The organism is Streptomyces sp. NPDC006624, assembly GCF_040611555.1.
In the GTDB taxonomy this organism is placed as follows: Bacteria; Actinomycetota; Actinomycetes; order Streptomycetales; family Streptomycetaceae; genus Streptomyces.
This window is the reverse complement of sequence record NZ_JBEXOM010000004.1, coordinates 173668-199301: the sequence shown is the minus strand read 5'-3', so window position 1 is coordinate 199301 and position 25634 is coordinate 173668. Positions and strand designations below refer to the sequence as shown.

At 73.1% G+C, this 25634-nt stretch carries 22 protein-coding genes; 11 read left to right on the top strand and 11 right to left on the bottom strand.

Annotated elements, in window-relative coordinates:
- Positions 1–13: 13 nt before the first annotated feature.
- From ABZY20_RS09830 to ABZY20_RS09815, 4 genes are all read left to right on the top strand, one after another.
- Entirely contained in the window at positions 14–1198 is a 1185-nt protein-coding gene (locus ABZY20_RS09830) for an ABC transporter ATP-binding protein (RefSeq protein WP_356439142.1), read from the top strand.
- A complete protein-coding gene (locus tag ABZY20_RS09825) occupies positions 1195–1899 on the top strand; it encodes an ABC transporter permease subunit (RefSeq protein ID WP_356439139.1) in 705 nt (234 codons plus the stop codon). The genes ABZY20_RS09830 and ABZY20_RS09825 overlap by 4 nt, the downstream gene beginning before the upstream one ends.
- Positions 1896–2561, top strand: a complete 666-nt coding sequence (locus tag ABZY20_RS09820) for an ABC transporter permease (RefSeq protein ID WP_356439136.1) — start codon at positions 1896–1898, stop codon at positions 2559–2561. The genes ABZY20_RS09825 and ABZY20_RS09820 overlap by 4 nt, the downstream gene beginning before the upstream one ends.
- Positions 2562–2656: 95 nt before the next feature.
- Positions 2657–3613, top strand: a complete 957-nt coding sequence (locus ABZY20_RS09815; protein ID WP_356439133.1) for an ABC transporter substrate-binding protein — start codon at positions 2657–2659, stop codon at positions 3611–3613.
- A 90-nt stretch (positions 3614–3703) separates the two neighbouring features.
- Here ABZY20_RS09815 and ABZY20_RS09810 read toward each other — a convergent pair whose 3' ends face one another.
- From ABZY20_RS09810 to ABZY20_RS09770, 9 genes are all read right to left on the bottom strand, one after another.
- Positions 3704–5137 carry an FG-GAP-like repeat-containing protein gene (locus ABZY20_RS09810; RefSeq protein ID WP_356439130.1) on the bottom strand — a complete coding sequence of 478 codons (1434 nt, stop codon included), beginning with the start codon at positions 5135–5137 and terminating at the stop codon, positions 3704–3706.
- 180 nt (positions 5138–5317) lie between these two features.
- On the bottom strand, positions 5318–6739 hold the full coding sequence (locus ABZY20_RS09805; protein ID WP_356439127.1) for an FG-GAP-like repeat-containing protein: 1422 nt from the start codon (positions 6737–6739) through the stop codon (positions 5318–5320).
- A 184-nt stretch (positions 6740–6923) separates the two neighbouring features.
- Positions 6924–7508 (bottom strand): ATP/GTP-binding protein, encoded by a 585-nt coding sequence (locus tag ABZY20_RS09800; protein WP_356439124.1) that lies wholly within the window; start codon positions 7506–7508, stop codon positions 6924–6926.
- Positions 7495–7854, bottom strand: a complete 360-nt coding sequence (locus ABZY20_RS09795; RefSeq protein ID WP_356439121.1) for a DUF742 domain-containing protein — start codon at positions 7852–7854, stop codon at positions 7495–7497. The genes ABZY20_RS09800 and ABZY20_RS09795 overlap by 14 nt, the downstream gene beginning before the upstream one ends.
- 1 nt (position 7855) lies before the next feature.
- Positions 7856–8287: a roadblock/LC7 domain-containing protein gene (locus ABZY20_RS09790; protein WP_356439118.1), complete on the bottom strand. Its 432-nt coding sequence runs from the start codon at positions 8285–8287 to the stop codon at positions 7856–7858.
- 35 nt (positions 8288–8322) lie between these two features.
- Entirely contained in the window at positions 8323–10812 is a 2490-nt protein-coding gene (locus ABZY20_RS09785) for a nitrate- and nitrite sensing domain-containing protein (protein WP_356439115.1), read from the bottom strand.
- Positions 10813–11002: 190 nt separating this feature from the next.
- Complete coding sequence (locus ABZY20_RS09780; protein WP_356439113.1) at positions 11003–12007, bottom strand: substrate-binding domain-containing protein; 1005 nt, start codon at positions 12005–12007, stop codon at positions 11003–11005.
- Between the two features lie 352 nt (positions 12008–12359).
- The gene (locus ABZY20_RS09775) at positions 12360–12803 is read right to left on the bottom strand and encodes a DUF6114 domain-containing protein (protein ID WP_356439111.1); all 444 of its coding nucleotides are present in this window, start codon (positions 12801–12803) and stop codon (positions 12360–12362) included.
- Positions 12803–13474: a DUF6230 family protein gene (locus ABZY20_RS09770; protein WP_356439108.1), complete on the bottom strand. Its 672-nt coding sequence runs from the start codon at positions 13472–13474 to the stop codon at positions 12803–12805. Before ABZY20_RS09770 ends, ABZY20_RS09775 begins: the two co-directional genes overlap by 1 nt.
- A gap of 813 nt (positions 13475–14287) precedes the next feature.
- On the opposite strand from ABZY20_RS09770, the gene ABZY20_RS09765 reads away from it, so the two are divergent.
- Positions 14288–14929, top strand: coding sequence for a Tat pathway signal sequence domain protein (locus tag ABZY20_RS09765; protein ID WP_356439105.1), 642 nt, complete (start codon positions 14288–14290; stop codon positions 14927–14929).
- A gap of 18 nt (positions 14930–14947) precedes the next feature.
- Here the strand turns inward: ABZY20_RS09765 and ABZY20_RS09760 are convergent, their stop codons facing one another.
- A complete protein-coding gene (locus tag ABZY20_RS09760) occupies positions 14948–15886 on the bottom strand; it encodes a lytic polysaccharide monooxygenase (RefSeq protein WP_356439102.1) in 939 nt (312 codons plus the stop codon).
- Between the two features lie 364 nt (positions 15887–16250).
- On the opposite strand from ABZY20_RS09760, the gene ABZY20_RS09755 reads away from it, so the two are divergent.
- The 5 genes from ABZY20_RS09755 (at position 16251) to ABZY20_RS09735 (ending at position 23510) form a co-directional block, all read left to right on the top strand.
- Positions 16251–18047, top strand: a complete 1797-nt coding sequence (locus ABZY20_RS09755) for a S8 family serine peptidase (protein WP_356439101.1) — start codon at positions 16251–16253, stop codon at positions 18045–18047.
- 290 nt (positions 18048–18337) lie between these two features.
- Positions 18338–18985: a ScbR family autoregulator-binding transcription factor gene (locus tag ABZY20_RS09750; RefSeq protein WP_356439098.1), complete on the top strand. Its 648-nt coding sequence runs from the start codon at positions 18338–18340 to the stop codon at positions 18983–18985.
- 56 nt (positions 18986–19041) lie between these two features.
- Complete coding sequence (locus ABZY20_RS09745; protein ID WP_356439095.1) at positions 19042–20262, top strand: damage-control phosphatase ARMT1 family protein; 1221 nt, start codon at positions 19042–19044, stop codon at positions 20260–20262.
- A 107-nt stretch (positions 20263–20369) separates the two neighbouring features.
- Positions 20370–22568: a germacradienol/geosmin synthase Cyc2 gene (cyc2, locus tag ABZY20_RS09740; RefSeq protein WP_356439093.1), complete on the top strand. Its 2199-nt coding sequence runs from the start codon at positions 20370–20372 to the stop codon at positions 22566–22568.
- Between the two features lie 381 nt (positions 22569–22949).
- A complete protein-coding gene (locus ABZY20_RS09735) occupies positions 22950–23510 on the top strand; it encodes a PDZ domain-containing protein (RefSeq protein ID WP_356439090.1) in 561 nt (186 codons plus the stop codon).
- A 42-nt stretch (positions 23511–23552) separates the two neighbouring features.
- On the opposite strand, the gene ABZY20_RS09730 is transcribed toward ABZY20_RS09735, so the two are convergent.
- Complete coding sequence (locus ABZY20_RS09730; RefSeq protein WP_356439088.1) at positions 23553–24308, bottom strand: metallophosphoesterase; 756 nt, start codon at positions 24306–24308, stop codon at positions 23553–23555.
- A 180-nt stretch (positions 24309–24488) separates the two neighbouring features.
- On the opposite strand from ABZY20_RS09730, the gene ABZY20_RS09725 reads away from it, so the two are divergent.
- On the top strand, positions 24489–25616 hold the full coding sequence (locus tag ABZY20_RS09725) for an aminopeptidase P family protein (protein ID WP_356439085.1): 1128 nt from the start codon (positions 24489–24491) through the stop codon (positions 25614–25616).
- The last annotated feature ends 18 nt before the right edge of the window (positions 25617–25634 follow it).

Below are 25634 nucleotides of genomic sequence, written 5' to 3'. Positions count from 1 at the left end.
GGGCTCCGGCGTCTTGATACGGATGGAATCAGTCACCAAGCGGTACCCGGACGGCACGGTGGCGGTCGACCGGCTCTCGCTGGAGATACCCGACCGCTCGATCACCGTCCTCGTCGGACCGTCGGGCTGCGGCAAGACGACCACCCTCCGGATGATCAACCGCATGATCGAACCCAGTGAGGGAACGATCCTCCTCGACGGCGAGGACATCCAGTCCCAGCCCGTCACCACCCTGCGCCGCTCCATGGGTTACGTCATCCAGAACGCGGGCCTCTTCCAGCACCGCACGATCGTCGACAACATCGCGACCGTGCCCCGCATGCTCGGCTGGGGCAAGCGCAAGGCGCGGGCCCGGGCCGCGGAGCTGATGGAGCGGGTGGGCCTCGACACGGCACTGGCCGAGCGGTACCCGTACCAGCTCTCCGGCGGCCAGCAGCAGCGCGTCGGCGTGGCCCGGGCGCTGGCCGCCGACCCGCCGGTGCTGCTCATGGACGAGCCGTTCTCGGCCGTCGACCCGGTGGTGCGCAAGGGCCTGCAGGACGAACTGCTGCGCCTGCAGGGCGAGCTGGGCAAGACGGTCGTCTTCGTCACCCACGACATCGACGAGGCGATCACACTCGGCACCACGGTCGCCGTGATGCGCGAAGGCGGCCACCTCGCCCAGTACGCACCGCCCGCCGAGCTGCTGTCCCGCCCGGCCGACGCCTTCGTCGAGGACTTCCTCGGCGCCGACCGCGGCATCCGCCGGCTGTCGTTCTTCCCGTCCGCCGGGCTCGAGTTGACCACCGGCCCGGTCGTCCCGGCCGACGCCACCGCCGAGCAGCTCACCGCCCCCGGCGTCCCCTGGCTCCTGGTCACCGACGCGGACGGCAGGCCCCTCGGCTGGGGCGAACCGCGCGACCTGACGGCGGGGGACATCAGGCCGTCCCGACTCCTGCCCCACGGGCGGCCGTTCGTGCCCGGCACCGACTCGCTGCGGACCGCACTGGACAGCGCCGTGCTCTCGCCGTCCGGCCACGCCGTCGCCGTCGACGCCGACGGGCGCGTGCGCGGGGTGGTCTCCCAGCAGACCATCGGCGAGGCCATCCGCAGCGCCCACGCGGCCCGGCGCGACGAGGACCGCCACGACGGTCGCCACGACGAGGACCGCGAAGGCGGTCGCGACGACGACCGCGACGACGAGAAGGTCGCCCGATGAGCGACTACCTCCACGACTTCTTCGACATCCCGAGCGACCTCCAGCACAGCTGGTTCGGCCTGATCGGGCTGCATCTGAGGGAGGCCCTGCTGCCGGTCGCGGCCGGACTGCTCCTCGCGCTGCCGCTCGCCCAGCTCTGCGTGCGCTTCCGCTGGCTGTACCCGCCGGTCCTCGGCATCACGACCGTGCTCTACGCCATCCCCTCCCTGGCGTTCTTCGTCGTCCTCATCGACTACACCGGGCAGACCGAACTGACGGTGATGATCCCGCTGGCCGTGTACAGCCTGGTGGTGCTCGTCCCGGCGATCGTCGACGGGGTGCGCTCGGTGCCGGAGGAGACCCTGGCCGCCGCCACCGCCATGGGCTTCGGGCCCGTACGCCGCTACTTCCAGGTGCAGTTGCCCATCGCGGTCCCGGCCATCATCGCCGGGCTGCGCGTGGCGACCGTGTCGAGCATCTCCCTGGTCAGCGTCGGCATGCTGATCGGCAACCAGGGCGCGCTCGGCAACCTGCTCCACGACGCGCAGATCTACAACCGGCCCGAACTCACCTGGAACTCCGTCCTCACCACCGCGCTCCTGGCGATCCTCGTCGACGCGCTGCTGGTCCTGCTCCGTCTGACCCTGACGCCCTGGATGCCGAGCGGCCGCCGCGAGCGGACCGCTCCGGGCGCACCCGCCCTCGAGGACGCGGCCCGGTGAACGTACTGAACTTCGTCCACGCCTTCTTCAGCGACAGCGCCCACTGGCACGGCTACGACGGCATCCCGGCCCGCCTCGGCGAGCATGTGCGCTACACCCTGCAGGCGCTGCTCCTGGCCGCCGCCATCGGCCTGCCGATCGGCCTGGTCACCGGGCACTACGGGCGCGGCGGCAACGCCCTGTCGCTGGTCGCCACCGCTGGGCGGGCGCTGCCCAGTTTCGGCCTGCTGGTGCTGATGACGACCCTGCTGGGCTTCGGCATGCTCCCGGTGATGATCCCGCTGGTCGTCCTCGCCGTCCCGCCGATCCTCGTCACCACCTACGAGGCGATGCGCTCGGTCGACCCCTCGCCGGTGGACGCCGCCCGCGGCATGGGCCTGCACGAGTCACGGATCCTGTTCCAGGTGGAACTCCCGGTCGCGCTGCCGCTGATCCTGAGCGGGCTGCGCTCGGCGGCCATCCAGATCGTGTCCACGGCGACCATCGCCGCGTACGTCAGCCTGGGCGGCCTCGGACGGTACATCGTCGACGGGCTCTACCAGCGCGACTACGAGAAGGTGGTGGGCGGGGCGACCCTCGTCGCCGTGCTCGCGCTGGTCACGCTCGCGCTGTTCTGGGCGGTGGGGCGGGCCGCCGTGTCGCCCGGCGTGCGCCGGCGATGACCCCCGGAGCGCCACAATCCGCAAAGGATCGAAGCCGATTGGTGACCAGGGCGGACTTGACTGATCGAGAAGGCGCTGGCTTGGATCGGTGGGTGATGACTACCGCGAAGAGCACCAGCAGGTCCAGTACCAGGCATCCCGGCGCGGCGGCGGTCGCGCTCGCCGCGGCGACGGCGCTCCTCGCGGGCTGTTCCTCCGGCGGCACCTCCGAGGACCCGCTCCAGGGCGGCGGCGCCGCGAAGGGCACCATCGTCGTCGGCTCCAACAACTTCGCCGAGAGCATCCTGCTCGCCGACATCTACGGCGAGGCCCTGAAGGCCAAGGGCATCGAGGTCGAGTACAAGCCCAACATCGGCAGCCGCGAGACCACGTACGGCCTGATGAAGAACGGCACGATCACCGTGCTGCCGGAGTACAACGGCTCCCTGCTGGCGTACCTCGACGCCAAGGCCAAGCCGAAGACGGTCGAGGAGACCACGAGCGCGATCAACGCCAAGCTGGACGCGAAGCTGGAGCTGCTGGAGCCGTCGGCCGCGCAGAACAAGGACTCCGTCACCCTGAACGCGCAGACCGCGAAGAAGTACGGCCTCACCGCGCAGTCCTCCATAGCGGACCTCGAGGACGTCGCCGGGGACCTGGTCTTCGGCGGTTCGCCGGAGTTCCAGACCCGCCACCAGGGCCTGGTGGGCCTGAAGTCGGTGTACGGGCTGGAGTTCAAGTCCTTCAAGTCCCTCGACGCGGGCGGGCCGCTGACCCAGGCCGCGCTGAAGCGGAACACCGTGCAGGCCGCCGACGTCTTCACGACCGACCCGACCATCGCCCGCGAGAAGTTCGTCGTCCTGAAGGACCCGGAGAACCTCTTCGGCTTCCAGAACGTGCAGCCGCTGGTCCGCAAGGGCGAGCTGCCCGAGAAGGGCGCCGAGGCGCTCGACGCGGTCTCCGCCAAGCTCGACACGGCCGCGCTGCGGGAACTGGACGCGCAGGTGCAGCTGGAGAAGAAGGACCCGCTGGACGTCGCCAGGGCGTGGCTGAAGTCGGCCGGCCTGGCCTGACCCGGCCGGCCCGCTCTGCTGCGCCCCGGCCGTAGGGAGTGCGGCGGTGCGGTTCTCCGTGGGGGGGAACCGCACCGCCGCGGACGCGGGTCAGCCCGACAGGACGTCGCCGAAGTACGCCAGGCCCGACGGTCCGCCCAGCGTCGCGCTGCCGAAGGACTTCGCGCCGGTGGCCGTGACGCCGGTGGAGGTGCCGCGCAGGACCCACACGGAGCCCGCGCCGTCGTTCTCGCCGCGGGCGCCGCTGATCAACTCGGCCCGGCCGTCCTTGTTGGTGTCGGTGAGGAAGACGGAGTGGCCGAAGTGGTCGTAGGACTCGGCGGTGCCGGGTATGCCGCTGGTGTCCTGCGAGAACGCCTTGGCGGCGCTGCCGGTCAGGCCGCCGGCCGAGCCGCGCAGGACCACCACCGACCCGGCGTCCGTCCTGCCGCTCAGGTCCTCGTTCGCCACGCCGGCCGCGATGTCGGCGTAGCCGTCGCCGTTGGTGTCGCCGGCGGCGAGGCTCCAGCCGAAGGCGTCGTTCTTCTCGGACGCGCCCGGCACGCCGGTCGTGTCCTGGGTGATGCGGACCGGAGTGCGGCTCGACAGGCCCGTCGAGGCGCCGTACGTCACCGTGATCGCGCCGCCGGGGCCGCCGTTGGGTTCGCCGGTCGACTTCTCCATGAAGTTGCCGGTGACGATGTCGCCGTGGCCGTCCTTGTCGACGTCGGCGATGACCGCGGCGTAGCCGCCGGCGACCTTGGGGCCTGCCGTCAGGCCGGAGGCGGAGCCCTTGTAGAGGACACCGCGGGTGCGTACGCCGCCGGTGATCTCCTCCTGGCCCAGTACGAGCAGGTCGGACCTGCCGTCGCCGGTGACGTCGCCCGCGGTGATCTGCTCGGTTCCGACGCCGGTCTGGTCCTGGGTGTCGATGCCGCTGAGGCCCGCGGCCACGCCGGTACGGGAGATCGGTCCCTTGAAGACGTTCAGGCCGGGAGCGGCGAGGTTCACCGCGGCCAGGTCGGTCGCCCCGTCGCCGTCGAAGTCGCCGGCGGCGACGGACCAGCCGAGCTCGTAGCGGTTCTCGGGGAGCGGCGAGCTGACGTCGGTGCCGCTCTTGACACCGGTCGCCCCGCCCCACAGCACCGTCAGCACGCCGTACTCGTCGGTCGAGCCGATCCGCTCGGCGTGGACGCCGACGACGATGTCCGTGTAGCCGTCGCCGTCCAGGTCGCCGGTGGTGACGCGGTCGCCGAAGTAGTCGCCGTTTTCCGGGACTCCGGGGATGCCGGCGGTGTCCTGGCTGATGATCTGCCGCTTGGTGGTGTCCAGGCCGCTCGCGGTGCCGTAGACCACGGCGACGTAGCCGGCGTTGCTCCGGCCGGCGACCTTGGCGAGGGGCGCGGTGATGACGGCGTCACGGTAGCCGTCGCCGTTGAAGTCGCCGGACAGGCCCGAGGGCGCGGCGGCCGCCGGGGTGGCGGGCAGGGCGGTGAGCAGGCCGGTGGTGAGGGTGGCGGCCAGCAGGAGGGTACGTCTGCGCAAGGCGGGTGCTCCAGGGAAGAGAGGCGTGCGGCCGTGCCGGCCATGGGCTCACCGGACGGCCGGTGATCACAGAGACCCGCGACGGCCCGCAAGGGTTGTACTGGGGTGCGGCCTGCGCAGCGGCTGGGTGCGGGGCTGCCCGGGCGTCGCGCCAGGTGCGGGCCGCGTCGGCTCGGGCCGTTACGGGGCGATCGCCCAGCCGAAGTCGGCGTTGCCCTGCAGGGACACGTCGGCGGCCGTGATGTTCTTGGCGCCCTGGGTGGTCAGGCCGGTGGAAGTGCCGCGCAGGTGGGTGACCATGCCGTAGCCGTTCTCGTAGGCGGTGCCCGCGACGAGGTCGGCCTTGCCGTTGCGGTCGAGGTCGACCAGGCGGACGGCCTTGCCGAAGGCGTCGCCGGCCTCCGCGGTGCCGGGCACGCCGGAGGTGTTCTGGCTGTAGCCCTTGGCGCCACTCGTGGTCAGGCCCGAGGCCGAGCCGAACAGCACGGTCACCATGCCCGCGTGGTGGGTCGAGCCGAGGGCCTCACCCGGAGCTCCCACCACGACGTCGGCGTACCGGTCACCGTTGATGTCGCCCACGCCGACCGCCGAGCCGAAGGCGTCGCCGCTCTCGCCCTCACCGGGGACGCCCGCGGTGTCCTGGTGGACGACGGTCGGCTTCTGCGCGGGGTCGGGGCCGTTCGGGCCGCCGTACCAGACGGTGATCTGGCCGCCCTTGTGGCCGCCGGGCTTGTCGGCGGAGGGGTCGGTGGGGTCGCCGAGGACGAGGTCGCCGTAGCCGTCGCCGTCGATGTCGGCGATCGCGCCGGGGAAGCCGTCGGCGCTCGGCAGTTCCGTCATGGTGTGCGTCATGCCGGTCCAGCGGAAGTAGTAGACCTTGCCGCCGGGGTCGCCGTCCACGGCGTGCGGGTAGACGCGCTCGGCAGCCCCGTCGCCCGTCAGGTCGCCTGCCGTCACGTCGTACAGAGTGCCGACCTCGCCGACGCGGGTGTTGCTGAGGGGGCCGCCCGCGCGGGTGAAGGGGCCGTTGTAGAGGCGGGTGTGCGTCCGGCCGGTGACCGTCACGTCGGTGTCGCCGTCACCGTCGAAGTCCCCGGTGGCGACGCCGTTGCCGAAGTTGGTGAACTCGGACAGCGTGGACGGCTGGGGCAGGCCCTTGCCGCCGTACAGGCCTGAGGGGCCGCCCCACAGCACGGTGGCCGAGCCGACACCGTCCCGGTCGCCGATGGCCTCGTTCGAAGCGCCGACGACCAGGTCGGAGTAGCCGTCGCGGTCGAGGTCGCCGGCGGCCAGGTTGGACCCGAACAGGTCGCCGCTCTCGGCCGCCCCCGGGACGGAGGCGGAGTTCTGGTGGATGACGGTCCTGCGGGTGGCCGACACGCCGGACGACGAGCCGTACAGGACGACGACGGCGCCCGCTTGCGCCTGCCCGCTCACCGTGGCGCTCGCGGCGCCGATCGCGACGTCGCGGTAGCCGTCGCCGTTGAAGTCGCCCTCCAGGCCGGAGACGGCCGCAGCGGAACCGGCCACGGCGACGAGCAGGCCGCCGGTGAGCGCGCCCACTGTCGCGGTCGCCAGGGTCGTACGGAGGTGTCTGCGCATGGAATCTCCTGCTGAGGGCGGGTGACCGCGGTGGTGGCCCTGGTGTTCCCATGGGCCTGAAGGGGTGACTGCGGTGCGGAGACTCGCGGGGAGAGGAGATGGTTGTAGGGCGACACGAAAAATTCGGCAGGCCCCGGTGGCACGGGGCGACGAGCGGCTGCGACCGGCACTTTCACGACAGACCCTAGGCCTGGACGGCCGAGGCGATCAGCTGGTCGATCAGGGCGATCAGTACGTCACGGCAGGACTCCCGGTCCCGCGCGTCGCACAGCAGCACCTGCACGTGCTCCGGTACCGCGAGCGCGTCCCGGATGTCCTCGGCCGGGTACGGGTGTTCGCCGTGGAAGCCGTTGACCCCGACGACGAACGGGATGCCCCGGCGTTCGAAGAAGTCGATCGCGGCGAAGCTGGACTCGGGTCTGCGGACGTCGACCAGCACCACGGCACCGAGCGCGCCGAGGGCCAGGTCGTTCCACATGAACCAGAACCGCTGCTGCCCCGGCGTACCGAACAGGTACAGCACCAGTTCCCGGCTGATGGTGATCCGGCCGAAGTCCAGGGCCACGGTCGTGGCCCGCTTCTCCTCGATGCCGTCGAGGTCGTCGACCCCCAGACCGGCCATGGTCAGGGGTTCCTCGGTGCGCAACGGAACGATCTCGCTCACCGACCCGACCATGGTGGTCTTGCCGACGCCGAAACCTCCGGCGATGAGGATCTTGACCGTGTCGGGTGCCGAAGACGCGTCCGTGGCAAGGTCAGAGCCGGCCAAGGCCGTCCCTCACTTTCTGCAGCAGGTCCAGGTCCGGGGTGGTACGGGAGACGAGGCGCGGCGGGCGGACGGTGATCCGGCCGGCCTCCAGCAGGTCGCAGAGCAGGATGACGACGACGCTGACCGGCAGGTCGAGCCGGGCGGCCAGTTCCGCCACGGCCACCGGTTCGGCGCACATCCGCAGGATCCGGGTGTGCTCGGGCTGCGGGCGGGCCGCGTCGGCGGGCGGCGGATCGACCGCGGTGACCGTCGAGATGAGAGTGAAGTCGGCACGGCTGGGCCGGGTCCGGCCGCCGGTCAGAGCGAACGGCCGGACGAGGCGGCCCGCCGAATCGCCTCCCCCCACCTCACACGCCTGGATCGACGGCGGGCCCGGCCGTGCCCCGCGGCGCCGCGCTGAGGTGCTCGCCGATCTTCTTCACCAGCATGTTCATCTGGTAGGCCACCACCCCCACGTCCGCGCCCGGCCCGGTCAGCACGACCAGATGGGCGCCGGGTCCGGCGGAGGTCAGGATCAGGTAGCTGTTGGCCATCTCGATGAGCGCCTGGCGCACCGGCCCGCCCCGGAAGTCCATGCTGACGCCCTTGCTGAGGCTCATCAGCCCGGACGCGGTCGCCGCCAGCCGTTCGGCGTCGTCGCGCAGGAAGCCGGTGGACTTGCTGACCACCAGGCCGTCCTCGGAGAGCACCACGGCCTGGTTCACGTCGGCGACCCGCTCCACGAGTCCGGTCAGCAGCTGGTCGAGCTGGGTGTGCGTGGCGGGGATGGGGCGTGTCATTGCGGTGTCCTTCGTCGGCGGTCGGCGGTCGGCGGTCAGCGGTCGGCGGGCGGAGTCGAGGGGACGGGGTCGGCGGCGTCCCGCCGTGGTGCGGCCGCCTCCTCGTCGTGCGGCGGCTCGGCGTCGTCGTCACGGGCCCGGAGCGTGCCGCGCTGGAAGCCGGCCAGGGAGGAGGCGGCGGCCTCGGCGGTGAAGTTGTCGGGGGAGCCGTCGTCGTGCGCGGGCGGAGCCTCCTCGCGCAGCTCCTCCACGAGGCTGGTCTGCGGCACGCGGCGGGGGAGCGGGGCGAGACCGTCCCGGCGGGGGGCGACCTCGCGCGCGGGAGCCGTGCGGGCCGCGAGGAGGGGGCGGGGCTCCCGGACGGAGCCGGCGGGGCGGTCGGCCGCGTCCTGCGCGCCGGACCGCCCGGCGTCCACCGCCGCGGACCCGTTCACCGGAGCCTGCCCGGACCCGGGGCCCGTGCCGTTCTTCGCGCCCGTGCCCGTGCCCGTGCCCGTGATGTCCGAACCGGCCGGGGTCATCGAGCCGTTGGCGCCGGCTCTGGCCTTCGCGTCCCGCGTCTCCCGGGCGCCCGGCGCCTCGCCGCCCGGGCTGTCCCGGACCACGATCTCGTGCGGTATCAGCACGATCGCCGTCGTCCCGCCGTACGGCGACGAGCGCAGGGTGACGGCGATGCCGTGCCGGTGGGCGAGCTGGGCGACGACGAACATGCCGAGGCGCAGGTCGTCGGCGAGCGCCACCACGTCGAACTGCGGCGGCACGGCGAGCTGCTGGTTGAAGGACTCGTAGTCCTCCTCCGACATGCCCAGGCCGCGGTCCTCGATCTCGACGGCCAGGCCCTTGGCCACCATCGCGGCCCGTACGGTGACGGGGCTCGGCGCGGGGGAGTACGCGGTCGCGTTGTCGATCAGCTCGGCCAGCAGGTGGATGACGTCGGCCACCGCGGGCGGGGCGACGTACACCTCGTCCTCGGTCTGCACGTCCACACGCTGGTACTCGGCGACCTCCCCGACCGCGCCGCGCAGGATGTCGATCAGCGCGACCGGCTCGCTCCAGCTGCGGCCGGGCCGTTCGCCGCTGACGATCACGAGGTTCTCCTCGTAGCGGCGCAACTGGCTGGCCGTGGAGTCCAGTTCGTACAGGCCCTTGAGGATGTCGGGGTCGGTGTGCTCGCGCTCCAGCGTGTCCAGCTTGCTGAGCTGGAGGTTGACCAGGTTCTGGCTCTGCCGGGCGATGCCCAGGATGACCTTCTGGAAACCGCGCCGGGTGTCGGCGAGTTCGACCGCGGTGTGCACGGCGGTGCGCTGGGCGGTGTTGAACGCCCGTGCCACCTGGCCGAGTTCGTCGTGGCCGTAGTCCAGCTCGGGCGTCGCCGACTCCGGGTCGACCTTCTCGCCCCGCTCCAGCCGCGCCACCACGTCGGGCAGCCGCTCCTGGGCGAGGCTCACGGCGGCCCGGCGCAGGCCGCGCAGCCGCCGGGACAGCGAGCGGGTGATCCGCCAGGACATGCCGACGCACAGCAGCAGCGCGAGCAGCCCGCCGGCGCTCAGCAGCGCCGCCTTCAGCAGCAGGGCGTCGGCCTTGTCGGCGCTGCGCTGCAGCAGGGCCGTCGTCTGCTGCTCGATGAGGTCCGTGTACTGCACGGACAGCTTGTCCATGGCGCTGTCCCAGCGCTGCCGCGACTCCGGCAGGGTGATCCGGTCGGCGTCGGCGCCGCCGCCCGCGTTGCGGGCGGCGAGCACCTGGTCCTCGACCGACTGCAGCGTCCGCCACTGCGGGCTCGCCAGGATCCGCTCGGTCTCCGCCTTGGCGTCGCCGGTCAGCTGGGGCACCACCTGGTCCTTCACCAGCCAGCGCCGGGTGTTCACGAGCTCCGTGAACTGCGTCCAGGCCGCGTCGTCCAGATGCCCGGACGGCCAGGCCAGGGTCAGCTGCGCGTCCTCACGGGAGACCAGCTCGGCCGCGTGCTCCAGCCCGATCAGCGGCCCGGCCTGCGAGGTGAGGTCGCCGTCGTCGACCTGGGACAGCTCCTGGAAGGCGTGGATCTGGTCGTCGATGATCGAGGAGTAGTGGTCCAGCGCCTGCTGCGCGGTGATGTCGGTGAGGTTGTCGACCTGGTCCCGGTAGTACTCCAGGCTGCCCACCGAGCCCAGCACCGAGTACATCCGGTCGGAGATCCGGGAGGGCGCCCTGTCGATCGCGTCCGCCTGCCCGACCAGCTTCGCGACGGCCTTGTCGGTCTCCTCGCGCTGGGCGTCGAGGGCGGCCCGGGAACCGCGCGGCGAGGCCAGCCAGGCCGCCGACAGGCTGCGCTCGCGCTGCAGGGCGAGCGCAGCGTCGGTTCCCATGGCGCCGGTCGACCGGCTCAGCTCGGTCTGGTCGCGCAGCCGCAGCCCCTCCGAGAACATCTGGATCGTCGTCACGCCCCACATGGCGGCGAGGGTGACGCTGGGCACCAGGGCCAGCAGCACCAGGGAGAGGCGGATGGATCCGAGACGGCGCCGGGCACCTGTCCGTCGAGACATCGTCGTCCTAGGGCGATCAGCGGGGGGCGAGGAACGGGGAGGGGGAGCGGTCGGGGAGGGCGGGGGACGGGCGCGGAAGGGGGGACGTGCCGGCCGCGGCACCTGGGATGCGCAGGATGTTATCCGTACAAGTGGACGTACGGGCCGGGCCCGGCCGAAACTTTGACGACACCGTCACGGCAAGGGTCCGTCACCGGGTCCCGGCGGCGGCGAACCGTGCCACGGCGGACACGTTCGCCTTGGTGACGAAGGCGGGCCCGGTCAGCACCGGGGCCGTTCCGCCGCCGCTGACGTTGCCGTTGGTGCGGTACAGCCACAGGGCGTCGACCGCGAGGTAGCCCTGCAGCCACGGCTGCTGGTCCACGGCGAACTGCACGTCCCCGCGCTGGACGGCCTTGACCAGGTCCTTGTTGAGGTCGAACGTGGCGACCTCGGCCTTGCTGCCGGCCTGCCCCACGGCCTTGACGGCGCTGAGCGCGAACTGGGCGCCGTTGGTCACGACTTCGTCGATGCTGGAGTCCTGCCGCAGCCGGGAGGCGACCGCGGCCGTCACCGCGTCCTGGTCGGTACCGTCCACGTACAGGTTCTCGGTGTCGCCGCCGAAGGTCTTCTTCACACCGGCGCAGCGGGCCTCCAGCGCGACGTTCCCGCGCTCGTGGACCACGCACAGGGCGTGCTTGGCCTTGAGGTCGTCCAGCTTGTCGCCGACGGCCCGGCCCGCGACGGACTCGTCCTGGCCGAAGTACTCCAGCAGCCCGCTCGGGCGCCAGGCGTCGATGCCGGAGTTGAGGCCGACGACGGGGATGCCGGCGGCCTTGGCCTGGGCGATCGGGCCGCGCATCGCCGCCGGTTTGGCCAGCGTCACCGCGATGCCGTCGACCTTGTCGCGGACCGCGTCGCGCACCAGGCCGGCCTGGGCGGCCGGGTCGGCGTCGCTGGTGTAGGTCAGGTCGATGCCGTCCTTGGCGGCCGCCGCCTCGGCGCCCTTGCGCACCAGGTCCCAGAAGGCGTCTCCCTGGCCGCCGTGGGTGACCAGGGCGACCCGCATCCCGCCTCCCGACCCGTCGGCCGCGTCCGCATCGTCCCCGGCCGTGCCGAGGGCGGAGCAGCCGGACACCAGCAGACACACGGCGGCGGCCAGGGCCGGGACCCGGGTGAGTCTCGCGGGGGTGTGCGACGGGACGGGAGTGTTCATGAGGAGCGGACCTCGCTGTGCGGCCGAGCAAGAGCAGGGTGAGAGTGCAGGCGGGGCCGCAGGACGTGCGCCGACCCGATGACTCTCGCTGGCCCGGAGCCAACCCTGTGTGACCACCGGTCGTCAAGTGAGCGGCCACTTGCCGTGAGTTGATGCTGCCGCATCGTGATGATCTGTCCGACCCGTCGAACAGCGGGCCGGAGGGGACGGGCCGCGCGTCGCCGTCCCGTCCCCTCCCGGATGCGCTGACCTCCGTGTTCCGTACCGTCCGCGCGGTTCGGCGGCGACACGGCGGACCCGCCGAAGCGGTGCTGCCGCGGGGCCGGTCAGGGCCGGTGCACCAGCGTGCCGGTCAGGGCCGGTGCACCGGTGTGCCGGCCGGGGCCGTCGCCGCCCTGGCCTCCTTCCGGCGCCGTCTGCGGCCGACCCGCGGCTCCTGGTCCGGGAGCCAGCCGAAGGCGAGGCAGCTGCCGGTGACGCCCAGGAGCATGCCGGCGAAGAAGCCGCCGAGGTTCGAGGTCAGCCAGGTGCCCAGCGAGACCAGCACCCCGATGACCGAATAGAACAGGCGTTGCGAGGGGTTGAAGAGGATCAGCAGGCCGCACAGCAGCATCACCACCGGGAGCAGGTAGCCCGCCAGGCCCTGCATGCCGACGTGCAGGACGACGTCCAGTGACGCCCTCAGGGTGAGCAGGACCTCCGCCCCGCCCAGGGTGAGCAGCAGCCCGCCCCAGAAGGGGCGACCGGCCCGCCACGCGCGGAAGGCGGGCCGCGGGCCGCGTCCGCCGCCGGGCATCAGCAACCCGACCCGCTGAAGCCCAGTTTCAGCCCGGGCAGCTTGAACACGCCCGCTGTCGTGGCGTAGTTGGTCTGCCGCAGGTCGGCGATGTGCACGGTGTCGGACTGCTGGCTGAACACGCCCTTCGGCCCGCGGCCCAGCGGCCCGGCCTTGTCGAGCGTGCCGGCGTCGTTGCCGATCTCGATGCCGGTGAACGCGGCGTCGCCGGACAGCTGCGTCGAGTCGGTCGTCAGATCGCTGGCGGTGACCTTCTGCGCGCCGCCGCCGGCCCTGATGACCAGGTTGGTGCCGCCGAGGTCGACGCTCTGGCACAGCTTGGTGAGGGTGGCGTTCTTGATCACGGAGGTGACGACCAGCACCTGGCCGCCGGTGTCCCCCGCGTTCGGACTGCCCTCGGCCATCTCGTCGAGGCCGCCGAACTGGGCGAAGCCGGTGCCGTCCAGCTCGGTGGCGGTGACCGTGAAGGGCATGCCGGAGATGGCGAACTGCACACCCAGTGCCCCCTGGGCGGTGAGGACCGCGAGGCCCGCGGCGGCCAGGGCGGCCGGCACCGCCATCACCGCGGCCCGGCGCGCCCGGACCCGCCCGCGCCGGGCGGGAGCGCCGCCGGGGTCCGGGGCGCCGGTGCCGTCCGGTCTCTCGGAGGTGTGCTCGGCGGAAGAGGCCATGTCTGCTCCCGATGCGGGTCAGTGCCTGTCGGTGCCTGTCGGTGCCTGTCGGTGCCTGTCGGTGCCTGTCGGTGCGGGTCGGTGCGGGTCGGTGCAGGTCGGTGCCTGTCGGTGCGGGGCGATGCCTGTCGGGGCGTGTCGGCGTGGATCGGAAGGCGATGGCCCGTTGCCCTGGCGCGGGCACCGGCCGCGTGCGCACGACGCCCCGCAACTCCCGGCGGTTGCAAGGGCTTTCTCATGACGCCGCAGTAGCCGACGAGGAAGTTACCGGGGGTTACATGAAGGGTCAAGGGAAGTGTGGACAAGAGGTGTCGATGGTGTGCCGAAGGTGAGCGGCCGCCGCGCGGAAACACTCAGCTCGCTCACAACTCCCGCGTACAGCCTTGACGTTGGCGGAACGCCGGCTCTACAACTCTCCTCGGTCCCCACCGGATCCGTGGCGCCGGATCCGCCCCGCGGCACGTCCGCGGACCCCGGACCGCCCGACCCGCAGGGGCGTCTCGGCACCCTCTGCGTCCGCACGCGCTTTCCCTCGCTCCGGGTACCACTCCGCACGGCTCGGCCGTACGTCCCGCAACCGCGCAACCGCGCAACCGCGCAACCGCGCAACCGCGCAACCGCGCGACTGCGCGACCGCCCGACCGCGCCACCAGCCACCCCCGCCCGGCCCGGCCGGAGGCCTGCCCCCTGCACGCCCCCGGCCGGTCACCGGCCTGCCGTCGCCGGCCCGTCACGTACGGAGAAGGCGTGCCGGGCAGGCGACGGCGGACACCGGGCGGCCCTCCCCCCCACCAGTGAAAGAGGTACACCCGCATGCGTACTCGCACCCTTCTCGGTCTCACCGCCGCCGTCGCCGCGCTGGGCCTCGCCGCCCCCGCCTCGGCGGCCGACACCCCCGTCCTGACCACCGCCGACGGCGCGGCCGTCGCGGTCGGCGACGTCCTCGACGCCTCCCTCGCCGACGGCACCGCCGCCACCTTCTACTCCAGCGCGACCGGCACCAGCGGCATCTCCTGCACCTCGTCGGCGTTCTCCGCCACCGTCACCGGCAACCCCGCCGCTCCCGGCACCGCCACCGAGTCCCTGACCTCGCACAGCTTCGACACCGCCGGCTGCAGCGCCAACGTCGTCGGAGTGACCGGCGTCAGCGGCATCACCGTCGACAACCTGCCGTACTCCACCAGCGTGTCCTCCGACGGCACCGTCTCCGTGACCCCGGCCGCCGGCTCCACCGTCCAGTCCACGGTCAAGCTGCGCACCCTGCTCGGCTCGATCACCTGCGTCTACCAGGCGCCCGGCCTGACCGGCACCGCGAGCAACGCCGACAACAGCATCTCCTTCACCAACCAGCAGTTCACCAAGGTGTCCGGCTCGTCGCTCTGCTTCGGCAGCGCCTTCTTCACCGCCAAGTACTCCCCGGTGACGAAGGGCGGCGTCCCGGTCCACGTCAACTGATGTCGTCCGACGCGTAGTTCAGCGCCGCCGCAGCCGAAGGAACAGGGCGGCGCCGCCGGTGAGCAGCAGCACCGCGGCGGCGCCGCCCGCGAGCAGCGGCGTGGACGGCCCGGAGGCGGGCGCGGACGTGGAGGCCAGGGGCGTGTGGTCGTCCCGCGGCCGCGCAGCCGGGGTACCCGGGACCCCGGTGGCCGTGCCCGGGGCCGCGCTGTCCGCGGCGGAGGGCGCCGGTGCGGCCTCCTCCTTCTCCGCGGTCCGCTGCTCCTTCCGGGCGGGCCGCTCACGCTCCGCGGGTTGCTCCTTCTCCGCGGGCTCCCGCTCCGGGAAGACCACGTCCGAACACGAGTAGTAGGTGTCCGGCGTACTGCTGTTCTGCCACACCGTGTAGAGCACGTGCCGCCCGGTGCGGTCGGAGGGCAGCGTCATCCGCAGCCGGTACGCCCCGTCCGTCAGCGCGGGGTCCGTCACCTCGGCGAACGGCTTCGTGGGCAGATCGGACCAGGACAGCGGCCCGGCCGGGTCGTAGCCGGGCTTCGTCAGATACATCCGGAACGTGCCCGTGTGCGGGATCGTCGAGACGTACCGCATGGTCAGCGTGGCGCCGGGCGACAGCCGGGTCGCGGGCCAGTCCGCCCGGGCGAGGTCCAGGCCCCGGTAGGCGGGCAGCCCCCCGCTGCACAGCTCCCCGTCAGGGACGGCCTGCCGGTCCCGGCCGTTGACGTTCGCCACCCGCAGGTTGTCCCAGGCCGTGAACGGCGTGCCGTTCGCCGCGACGGCGGCCCGGCACGCCGCCGAGCCCGCGCGCTCGCCGCCCTCGGGGGAGCAGGCCACCACCCGGCTCACCGGGTCCGTCGGGGCCCCGTGCGCCCGTGCCGGCCCGGCCGCCCACAGCGGCAGCAGCAGCGGCGTGACGAGGGCGGCCGCGAGTGCGGCGCGGTGTGCGGTCGTTCGAGGCATCGGCTCGCGTCTCCTCGGCCCGGCAGGGAGCGTTCGGTCATGCAGTACGGGAAACCGGGCCGGTGCGTTCACCCCGCCACGAGCCGTTCGAAAAGGGGGTATTCACGCCCGGCCCGCACGGTCATAGAGGGTGACCCCCCGGCTGGATCGAGGGTTTCCCCCGTATCCCCGTGACCTTGCCTTTGCCTATCGTTCGAGCACCGCTGACCCACCGGTAACCCCGAACGGGCCGGCGCCTGTTGTCCCGCGCCTGGCCGGCCACCGCGTCGCTCCTCGCTTTTCGAACCGCCCCCCTCCGCTTCGACGACGAAGCGACCCCACCGCCGCTCCTCCCAGCCCGGAGCGGCTACGAAAGGCAACGACCGTGCGTATCTCCCCAGAGTTCAGACGGAAGCTGATATCCGTCGCCGCCGTCTCCGCCGCCCTGCTGACCGCCGCCCCCGCCTCGGTCGCCGTCGCGCAGGAGACCGCCGACAGCCCCGCCGTGCCGGCCGCGCAGACCGAGGCCGCCCCGGGCGCCCCCGCCGAGCGGCTCATCGTCGGCTACAAGTCCGGCGCCAGCGAGGCGAAGTCCAACAAGGCGGCCGCCGCCGACGCCGCGTCCAAGGCCGCCAAGACCGGGGAGGACGTCGACTTCCAGCGCCGCCTCGGCACCGGTGCCGCCCTCGTCGAGCTGGGCTCCGACCCCACCCGGGCGTCCGTCTCCGACGTCGTCGCCGCGTACCAGGCCGACCCGCAGGTCGCCTACGTCGTGCCGGACCGCCTCAACAAGCCGACGGCCGTCACCCCCAACGACACCGAGTACAGCAAGCAGTGGGACCTGTTCGAGTCCACCGCGGGCATGAACGTCCCGGCCGCCTGGGACACCACGACCGGCACCGGCGTCACCGTCGCCGTCATCGACACCGGTTACGTCGCCCACTCCGACCTGGCCGCGAACATCGTCGGCGGCTACGACTTCATCTCCGACACCGCCGTCTCCGTCGACGGCAACGGCCGCGACAGCAACCCGGCCGACCCGGGCGACTGGTACAACACCGACGAGTGCGGCGCGGGCATCCCGGCGTCCGGCTCCTCCTGGCACGGCACGCACGTGGCCGGCACCATCGCCGCCGCCACCAACAACGGCAAGGGCGTCGCCGGCGTCGCCCACGGCGCGAAGATCTCCCCGGTCCGCGTGCTCGGCAAGTGCGGCGGCTACGACTCCGACATCATCGACGCCATCACCTGGGCCTCCGGCGGCACCGTCTCCGGCGTGCCCGCCAACAGCAACGTCGCCAAGGTCATCAACATGAGCCTCGGCGGGGGCGGCGCCTGCTCCACCGCCACCCAGAGCGCCATCAACGGCGCCGTGAACCGCGGCACCACGGTCGTCGTCGCGGCCGGCAACGAGAACCAGAACGCCTCCAACTCGTCCCCGGCGAACTGCGGCAACGTCATCACCGTCGCCGCGACCAACCGCGCGGGCAGCCGGGCCTCGTACTCCAACTACGGCTCGATCGTGGACATCTCCGCCCCCGGCGGCGAGACCCGCACCTCCACCGCCAACGGCATCCTCTCCACGCTGAACTCCGGCACGAAGACGCCGTCCACCGAGAACTACGCCTACTACCAGGGCACCAGCATGGCCACCCCGCACGTCGCGGGCCTCGCCGCGCTGATGAAGTCGGCCGACTCCGCCCTCACCCCGGCGCAGATCGAGTCGGCCATCAAGGCCAACGCCCGTCCCCTGCCCGGCACCTGCTCCGGCGGCTGCGGCGCCGGTCTCGCGGACGCCGCCAAGACGGTCCAGGCCGTGAAGGGCGGCTCGTCCACCGGCACGACCTTCTCCAGCACCGGCGCCGTCGCCATCCCGGACAACGGCGCCGCGATCGAGTCGCCGATCAGCGTCACCGGCCGCAGCGGCAACGCCCCCTCGGCCCTCCAGGTCGGCGTCGACATCACCCACACCTACCGCGGTGACCTCGTCATCGACCTGGTCGCGCCGGACGGTTCCACGTACCGCCTGAAGTCGGCCGGGTCCGACTCCGCCGACGACGTGAGGACCACCTACACGGTGAACGCCTCCAGCGAGGTCGCCAACGGCACCTGGAAGCTGCGCGTCCGCGACACCGCGGCGCTGGACACGGGCACGCTCAACAGCTGGAAGCTGACCTTCTGATCCTCTCGGACTCTCCAGCGGAGAACTGAACAGGGCAGGCCACGAACGGGCGGGCCGGCCGGTGCGGATGGGGCACCGGCCGGCCCGCCTTCACGTGTGCCCCGCACAACTCCCACCGTTAGATACCGAACGCGCTGTTTTCTTTCACCGGTTGCGCTGGTTTTGCCGGATGTGCGCCCGCACTCCGGCGCACCGGGGTGGCGAGCGCCGTCTGAGGGTGAGTTATCGTGTACGCGGGGTAAAAACAAACGGCATGACCCGTTCATTTCCGTCCCGGGAGAGTTCAGTCGATGGCGAGGCAGTTGCGAGCCGAGCAGACCCGCTCGACGATCATCACGGCCGCCGCCGACCTGTTCGACCGTCGCGGCTACGAATCGACCAGTCTCAGTGACATCGTGGAGCACGCCCACGTCACCAAGGGCGCCCTCTACTTCCACTTCGCGGCGAAGGAGGATCTCGCCCACGCGATCCTCGAACTGCAGTCACACACGGCCCGCCGGCTGGCCGCGGAGACCGACAGCCGCGGTCACACCTCCCTCGAGGCGCTGATGCGCCTCACCTTCGGCATCACCCGCATGTCCGTGGAGGACCCGGTCCTGCGCGCCGGCCTGCGGCTCGCCACCGGCGGGATCCGGCCCCGCCCGCCGCTGAGCCACCCCTTCACGGAGTGGCTGGACATCGTCACGGCCCGGCTCGTCGGCGCGGTCAAGGAGTCCGACGTCCACCCCGACGTCGACATCGACGTCGTGGCCCACTCCCTGGTCTGCTTCTTCGTCGGCACCCGGGTGGTGGGCCGCTCCCGCGAGCCCGTCGCCCGCCAGCCCCGCCGGACCGCCGAGATGTGGAACATACTCATCCGCGGCCTGGTCCCGGTCACCCGCCGCGCCCGCTACCTGAGCCTCGCGGCCCGTCTGGAGCGGGAGATCGCCCCGGTGTGACCGCTGCGCCGGGCCGCTCGGCCGGCGCGCGGGGCACGGGCGTTACCGTGAGGCCCATGCCCGACACCCCCTCCGCACCCGTCCTCCTCGGCGACCAGCCGGGCTCGTTCCCCCACAGCGTGCTGGCCGAGCGGCACCCCGCGATCATCCGGCAGGTGCGCGAGGCCTTCCCCTACGGACCCGCGCAGCAGCGCGCGCTCGACGGACTGCTCGCCGAATGCACCCGGGGCGTGATCGAGCCCCTCCCCGCCGGCGCGCACGACCGGGACCGCTGGGACGCCTGGGGGATGCGCGAGTACGCCGGCCGGTCCTGGTTCGAGGTGCCGTGGCTGTGGTCCGAGAGCTGGTTCTACCGCCGGCTGCTGCAGGCCGTCGGCTACTTCGGCCCCGGCCCCTGGCAGGGCATCGACCCGTTCCGCCCGTTCAAACTGGCCGAACTCGACTCCGCCGAGACCGACGGGGAACTGGCCGCGCTCGACGACCTCGCCGGGCTGCCCGACGGTGAACAGGCCCGGGCCCTGCTGCACGGCTCCCTCTGGGGCAACCGCGCCGACCTCGGCTTCCGCCTGTCCGCCGAGGGGGCCCGGCCGGCCGACGCCGCACCCGGGCTGGTCGCCGACGACAGCGAGCGGCTGTGGGCCCTGCTCGACGCCCCGGGCGAGGGGGCCGGGGCGCCGACGGTGTGCGTGGTCGCCGACAACGCCGGACGCGAACTCGTCCCCGACCTCCTGCTGATCGACCACCTCCTGACCAGCGGCCGCGTCGGGCAGGCGGTCCTGCACGTCAAGCCGTACCCGTACTACGTCTCCGACGCCACCACCGCCGACGTCCTCGACGCGCTGCGCCGCCTGACCGGTGCCGGGAAAGCGGCCGCCGGGTACGGGCGGCGGCTGTGGTCCGCCCTGGCCGACGGCCGGCTCGTGCTGCGCGCCCACCCGTTCTCCAGCGCCCCGCTGCCCTACGGGCGGATGCCGGACGACCTGCGCGCCGAGTTCGCCTCCGCCGCCCTGACCGTCGTCAAGGGAGACCTCAACTACCGCCGTCTGGTGGGCGACCGGCTCTGGCCGGCGACCACGCCGTTCGCCGACGTCACCGCGTACTTCCCCGGGCCGGTGGCGGCCCTGCGCACCCTGAAGTCCGAGGTGATCACCGGCCTGGACCCCCGGGTCGAGGCGGAACTGGTCGCGGCGGAGGACCAGCGCTGGCGCACCAGCGGCACACACGCGCTGATCCAGGTGCGGGACCCGCACCGGGGCGCCCGTCCGGCGCCCCGCTGAACCGGCGCAGGCGCGCCGGGACTTGGGCGTTCCTCCCGGTTCACGCGATGGTGTGATCATGTCCGGGCCCGCGGATGCCGCCGGAAGGCGCCGGGTAGGGCCGGGCCATGACGCAGCCGTTCGAACTCCCGCACTTCTACCTGCCGCACCCCGCGCGGCTGAACCCCCATCTCGACCAGGCCCGGGCCCACTCGGCCCGGTGGGCGCGCGAGATGGGCATGCTGGAGGGATCAGGCGTCTGGGAACGGGCCGACCTCGACGCGCACGACTACGGTCTGCTGTGCGCCTACACCCACCCCGACTGCGACGGCCCGGCCCTGTCCCTCATCACCGACTGGTACGTGTGGGTCTTCTTCTTCGACGACCACTTCCTGGAGAAGTACAAGCGCGGTCAGGACCGCGCCGCCGGCAAGGCGCACCTGGACCGGCTGCCGCTGTTCATGCCGCTGGACCCCGCCGCGGCCGTCCCCGAGCCGGAGAACCCGGTCGAGGCGGGCCTCGCCGACCTGTGGGCGCGTACGGTGCCGGCGATGTCGCGGGACTGGCGCCGCCGCTTCGCCGTGTCCACCGAGCACCTGCTGAACGAGTCGATGTGGGAGCTGTCCAACATCAACGAGGGGCGGATCGCCAACCCCGTCGAGTACATCGAGATGCGCCGCAAGGTCGGCGGCGCCCCCTGGTCGGCCGGGCTCGTGGAGTACGCCACGGCCGAAGTGCCCGCCGCCGTCGCCGGGTCCCGGCCGCTGAGGGTGCTGATGGAGACCTTCTCCGACGCCGTGCACCTGCGCAACGACCTGTTCTCCTACCAGCGCGAGGTCGAGGACGAGGGGGAGAACAGCAACGGCGTGCTCGTCCTGGAGACGTTCTTCGGCTGCACCACCCAGCAGGCCGCCGACACCGTCAACGACGTCCTCACCTCCCGCCTCCAGCAGTTCGAGCACACCGCCCTCACCGAAGTGCCCGCGCTGGCCCTGGAGAAGGGGCTGCGGCCGGACGAGGTCGCCGCCGTCGCGGCGTACACCAAGGGGCTGCAGGACTGGCAGTCCGGCGGCCACGAGTGGCACCTGCGCTCCAGCCGCTACATGAACGCCGGCGCCGCGCGCACCGACCGGCCCTGGCCGGGCTGTACCGGCCTCGGCACCTCCGCCGCCGACGTACGCGCCCTGCTCGCCCCGGCCGGGACCACGTCGGCGCCGCCCGGGCCTTCCGGGCCGTGGCGCAGACTGCGTGCGCACACACACGTGCCGTACCAGAAGGCCGGGCCCTCGCGGATCCCCGACATCCGCATGCCGTTCCCGCTGGAGCTCAGCCCGCACCTCGACGCCGCCCGCCGCAATCTGCGCGCCTGGGCGGCCCGGACGGGCCTCCTCGCCGAGGGCGTCTGGGACGAGGACAAGCTCCGGGCCTACGACCTCGCGCTCTGCTCGGCCGGAATCGACCCGGACGCGGACCCCGAGGCCCTGGACCTCAGCGCGCAGTGGCTCGCCTGGGGCACCTACGGCGACGACTACTACCCGCTGGTCCACGGTCACCGCCGCGACCTGGCCGCCGCCCGGCTGACCACCGCCCGCCTGTCCGCCTGCATGCCCGTCGCCGGGGAGGAGCCGCCGGTCCCGGTGAACGCCATGGAGCGCGGCCTCGCCGACCTGTGGCGGCGCACCACCCGGGACATGGGGCCCGGGGCGCGGCGCACGCTCAAGGAGGCGATCGACGCCATGACCGAGAGCTGGGTGTGGGAGCTGTCCAACCAGCTGCAGCACCGCATCCCCGACCCGGTCGACTACCTGGAGATGCGCCGGGCGACCTTCGGCTCCGACCTCACGCTGAGCCTGTGCCGGATGGGCCACGGCCCGGCCGTCCCGCCCGAGGTGTACCGCAGCGGCCCGGTCCGGTCCATGGAGAACGCCGCCGTCGACTTCGCCTGCCTGCTCAACGACGTCTTCTCGTACCAGAAGGAGATCGAGTACGAGGGCGAGATCCACAACGCGATCCTCGTCGTGCAGTCCTTCTTCGGCTGCGACCACCCGACCGGGCTCGGCATCGTGCACGACCTGATGAGCCGGCGCCTGCGGCAGTTCGAGCACGTCGTCGCGCACGAACTGCCCGTCCTGTACGACGACTTCCGGCTCACCGCCGAGGCGCGCGCCGCCATGGGGACGTACGTGGCCGACCTGCGCAACTGGATGTCCGGGATCCTGCACTGGCACCGGGAGGTGGACCGCTACAAGGACGCCTGGCTGTCCCGGCGCGCCCACGGCTTCCTGCCGGGCCGGGCGCCGGCCGTGCCCGTGCCCGCCCGGGGCTGAAGGGACCTTTTCCAGGGGCTGAAGGGGCCTTTTCCAGTCGGATCCACGCGGATCGTGACATCGCGGAACCTCCGGCGGCCCGCCGGGGCTCTTCCCGGGTGAGGGGAACGGACACCGCACGGAACAGACGACGCACCACACGCAGCACACGGGGGATTCCGCTCGCACCGCACCCGGTGGGCGACGGCCGGGCGCGGTGCGGGCCGCGCCCGCGTCCGCCCGCGTCCGCCCGCCCGGCCTCCGAGGCAGGTCCTGGCCCGCTCGGCCCGGCGTCAGTCTCACTCGTTCGTGGATCGTCGGGCGCCGGAGCGCCGGGTAGAGCACCTGCCGTGATCAGTTCCGCATCCGCCGGAGACGATCGGCACCACCCGGAGGCGAGCCATGGAACAGACCGCGCTGCGACCCAAGCCGATGCCGGGCCGGGAGCCCGACGGGGCGTCACCGGCCCCGGCCCCGCGGCCCTGCTCCCCGCGGCCCCGCCCGCACGCCGCCCGGCGGCGCGGCCGGCGCCTGGTCAACCTGCTGTTCGCCGCCTTCGTGGGCGTGGTCCTGATGCTGTCCGGGATCGGCCTCGGGGCGATGGGCGCCACGGTGATCGGACCCGGCGCGGTCGTCGACCCCCGCGGACGGCCGGCGCCGCCGTCCCGCCCCGCACCGCCTGCCACGCCGCCGGCGCCCGCCGCGACCCTCGGGGTGCAGGTCATGGACGCCGGGAAGCCGGGCGCCCTGGTGGTCGGGCTGCACGTGCCCGGGCCGGCGCAGGCGGCGGGGCTGGTGCGCGGCGACGTGCTGCTCGTCTTCGGCACGACCCGGATCGACACCGCGGCCGACCTGGTGCGCGCCGTCGCCCGTGCCCGCCCCGGCGCCGAGGTCCGGCTGACGGTGCGGCACCGCAGCGGCGGCTTCGAGCAGGTGACGGTCGTCCCGGCCGTCGCCGCGTGACCGGCGCCCGTCACCGCCTGCCGGGGACACGGGAGCACCGCCTCACGAGGCCACCCGGAAGTGGCTCGTCAGCCGCCCCGCGTCGTCCAGGACGTGGAAGGCGAACCCGGGCGGCGCGTCCCGGTCCGCGGCCCGGTCGCCCTCCCAGGGCAGCCGCAGCGTCCACGTGACCGCGGGGCCGACGGCCAGCGGCCGCCCGGCGAACGTGGTCACGGCGGGCGTGTGCGCGTGACCGGTGAGCAGACCGGCGATCTCGGGCCGCCGGGCCAGCAGCCCGGCCAGCCGCCCGGTGTCCCTCAGCCGGCAGGAGTCGGGCAGCGGGTGGTGCAGCGCCACCGGCGGGTGGTGGAAGGCGAGCAGGACCGGCAGGGTGCCGTCGAGTTCGTCGAGGGTCGCCTCGATCCAGGCGTGGGTCTCCTCGTCCAGCTCCCCGTCGTCGCTGCCCGGGACGCTGGAGTCGCACATCAGCACGGCCGCGTCGTCGAAGACGTGGGCGCTGTTGACCGGCCCCCCGGGCCCGGGCCGGCCCAGCAGCGCCTTGCGGTAGGGGCCGCGGCTGTCGTGGTTGCCCGGGCAGGTGAGCACCGGGAACGGGAGGTCGCCGTCACGCAGCCCCAGGACGCGGGCGGCCTCCTCGTACTCGGCCTCCGTGCCGTGGTCCGCGATGTCCCCGGTCACGAGCAGCGCGTCCACCCGGCCCGGCAGCTCCCGGAGCCGGTCGCACACCCGCCCGGCGCGCTCCGCCGCCCGCGCGCTCCCGTCCAGATGCAGATCGCTGATGTGCGCGAGTACGAGCACGGTCGTACGCCCTCTCGTTCGAACGGCTAATGGATGAAAAGCATCCAAGCATTAGCCCTGATGTCCGGGCAACTCTTCTCCATGAGCCGGGAGATGCGGGGAAAGCCCGCAGACGGCTCGCGCCGCCCCCTCCGGCCGGGCAGGATGCTGCCCGTAGCCCCTTCGTCCTGGGAGGCCCGGATGACCGGAAGCACGGCCGCGACCTTCACCGCCGACGACTACCGGGCCCGCATGGAGCGCGCCGCGCGGACCGCCGCCGAGGCCGGCCTCGCCGGACTGCTCGTGGCCCCGGGACCGGACCTGGTGTGGCTCACCGGCTACACGCCCCCCGCGGTCACCGAACGGCTCACCCTGCTGGTGCTGGCCGCGGGCCAGGACCCCGTCCTCGTCGTCCCCGCCCTGGAGGCCGCGGACGCGCGGCGGGCCGCCGGGGCGCCCGCCCTGACCCTGCGGGACTGGACCGACGGCAAGGACCCCTACGCCGCCACCGCCGCACTCCTCCATCCCGAGGGCCGCTTCGGCATCAGCGACAACGCCTGGGCCCTGCACCTGCTGGCCCTGGGCCAGGCCCTCCCCGGCAGCTCCTACGCCTCCCTCACCGAGTCCCTGCCGATGCTGCGGGCCGTCAAGGACGCGGCCGAACTGGACCTCATGGCGGCCGCGGGCGCCGCCGCCGACGCCACGTTCGAGGAGGTCCGCGCCCTGCCCTTCGCCGGCCGCCGCGAGCGCGAGGTCGCCGCCGACCTCGACCGGTGCCTGCGCCGGCACGGCCACGAGCAGGTCGACTTCACCATCGTCGCCTCCGGCCCCCACGGCGCCGACCCGCACCACGAGGCGGGCGACCGCGTCATCGAACGCGGCGACATGGTCGTCCTCGACTTCGGCGGGCTGAAGGACGGCTACGGATCCGACACCTCCCGCACCGTCCACGTCGGCGAACCCACCGACGAGGAGCGCCGCGTGCACGACGTGGTGCGCGCCGCCCAGGAGGCCGGCTTCCGCGCCGTACGGCCGGGCGCCGCCTGCCAGGACGTCGACCGGGCCGCCCGCCGGGTCGTCGCCGACGCCGGCTACGGCGAGTACTTCATCCACCGCACCGGACACGGCATCGGCGTCACCACCCACGAACCGCCCTACATGGTCGAGGGCGAGGAGCAGCCCCTCGTGCCCGGCATGTGCTTCTCCGTGGAACCCGGCATCTACCTGCCCGGCCGTTTCGGCGTGCGCATCGAGGACATCGTGACCGTCACCGAGGACGGCGGCCGGCGCCTGAACACCACGCCCCGCGAACTGGTCATAGTGGAGTGACGCCTCCGATGTCCCCAC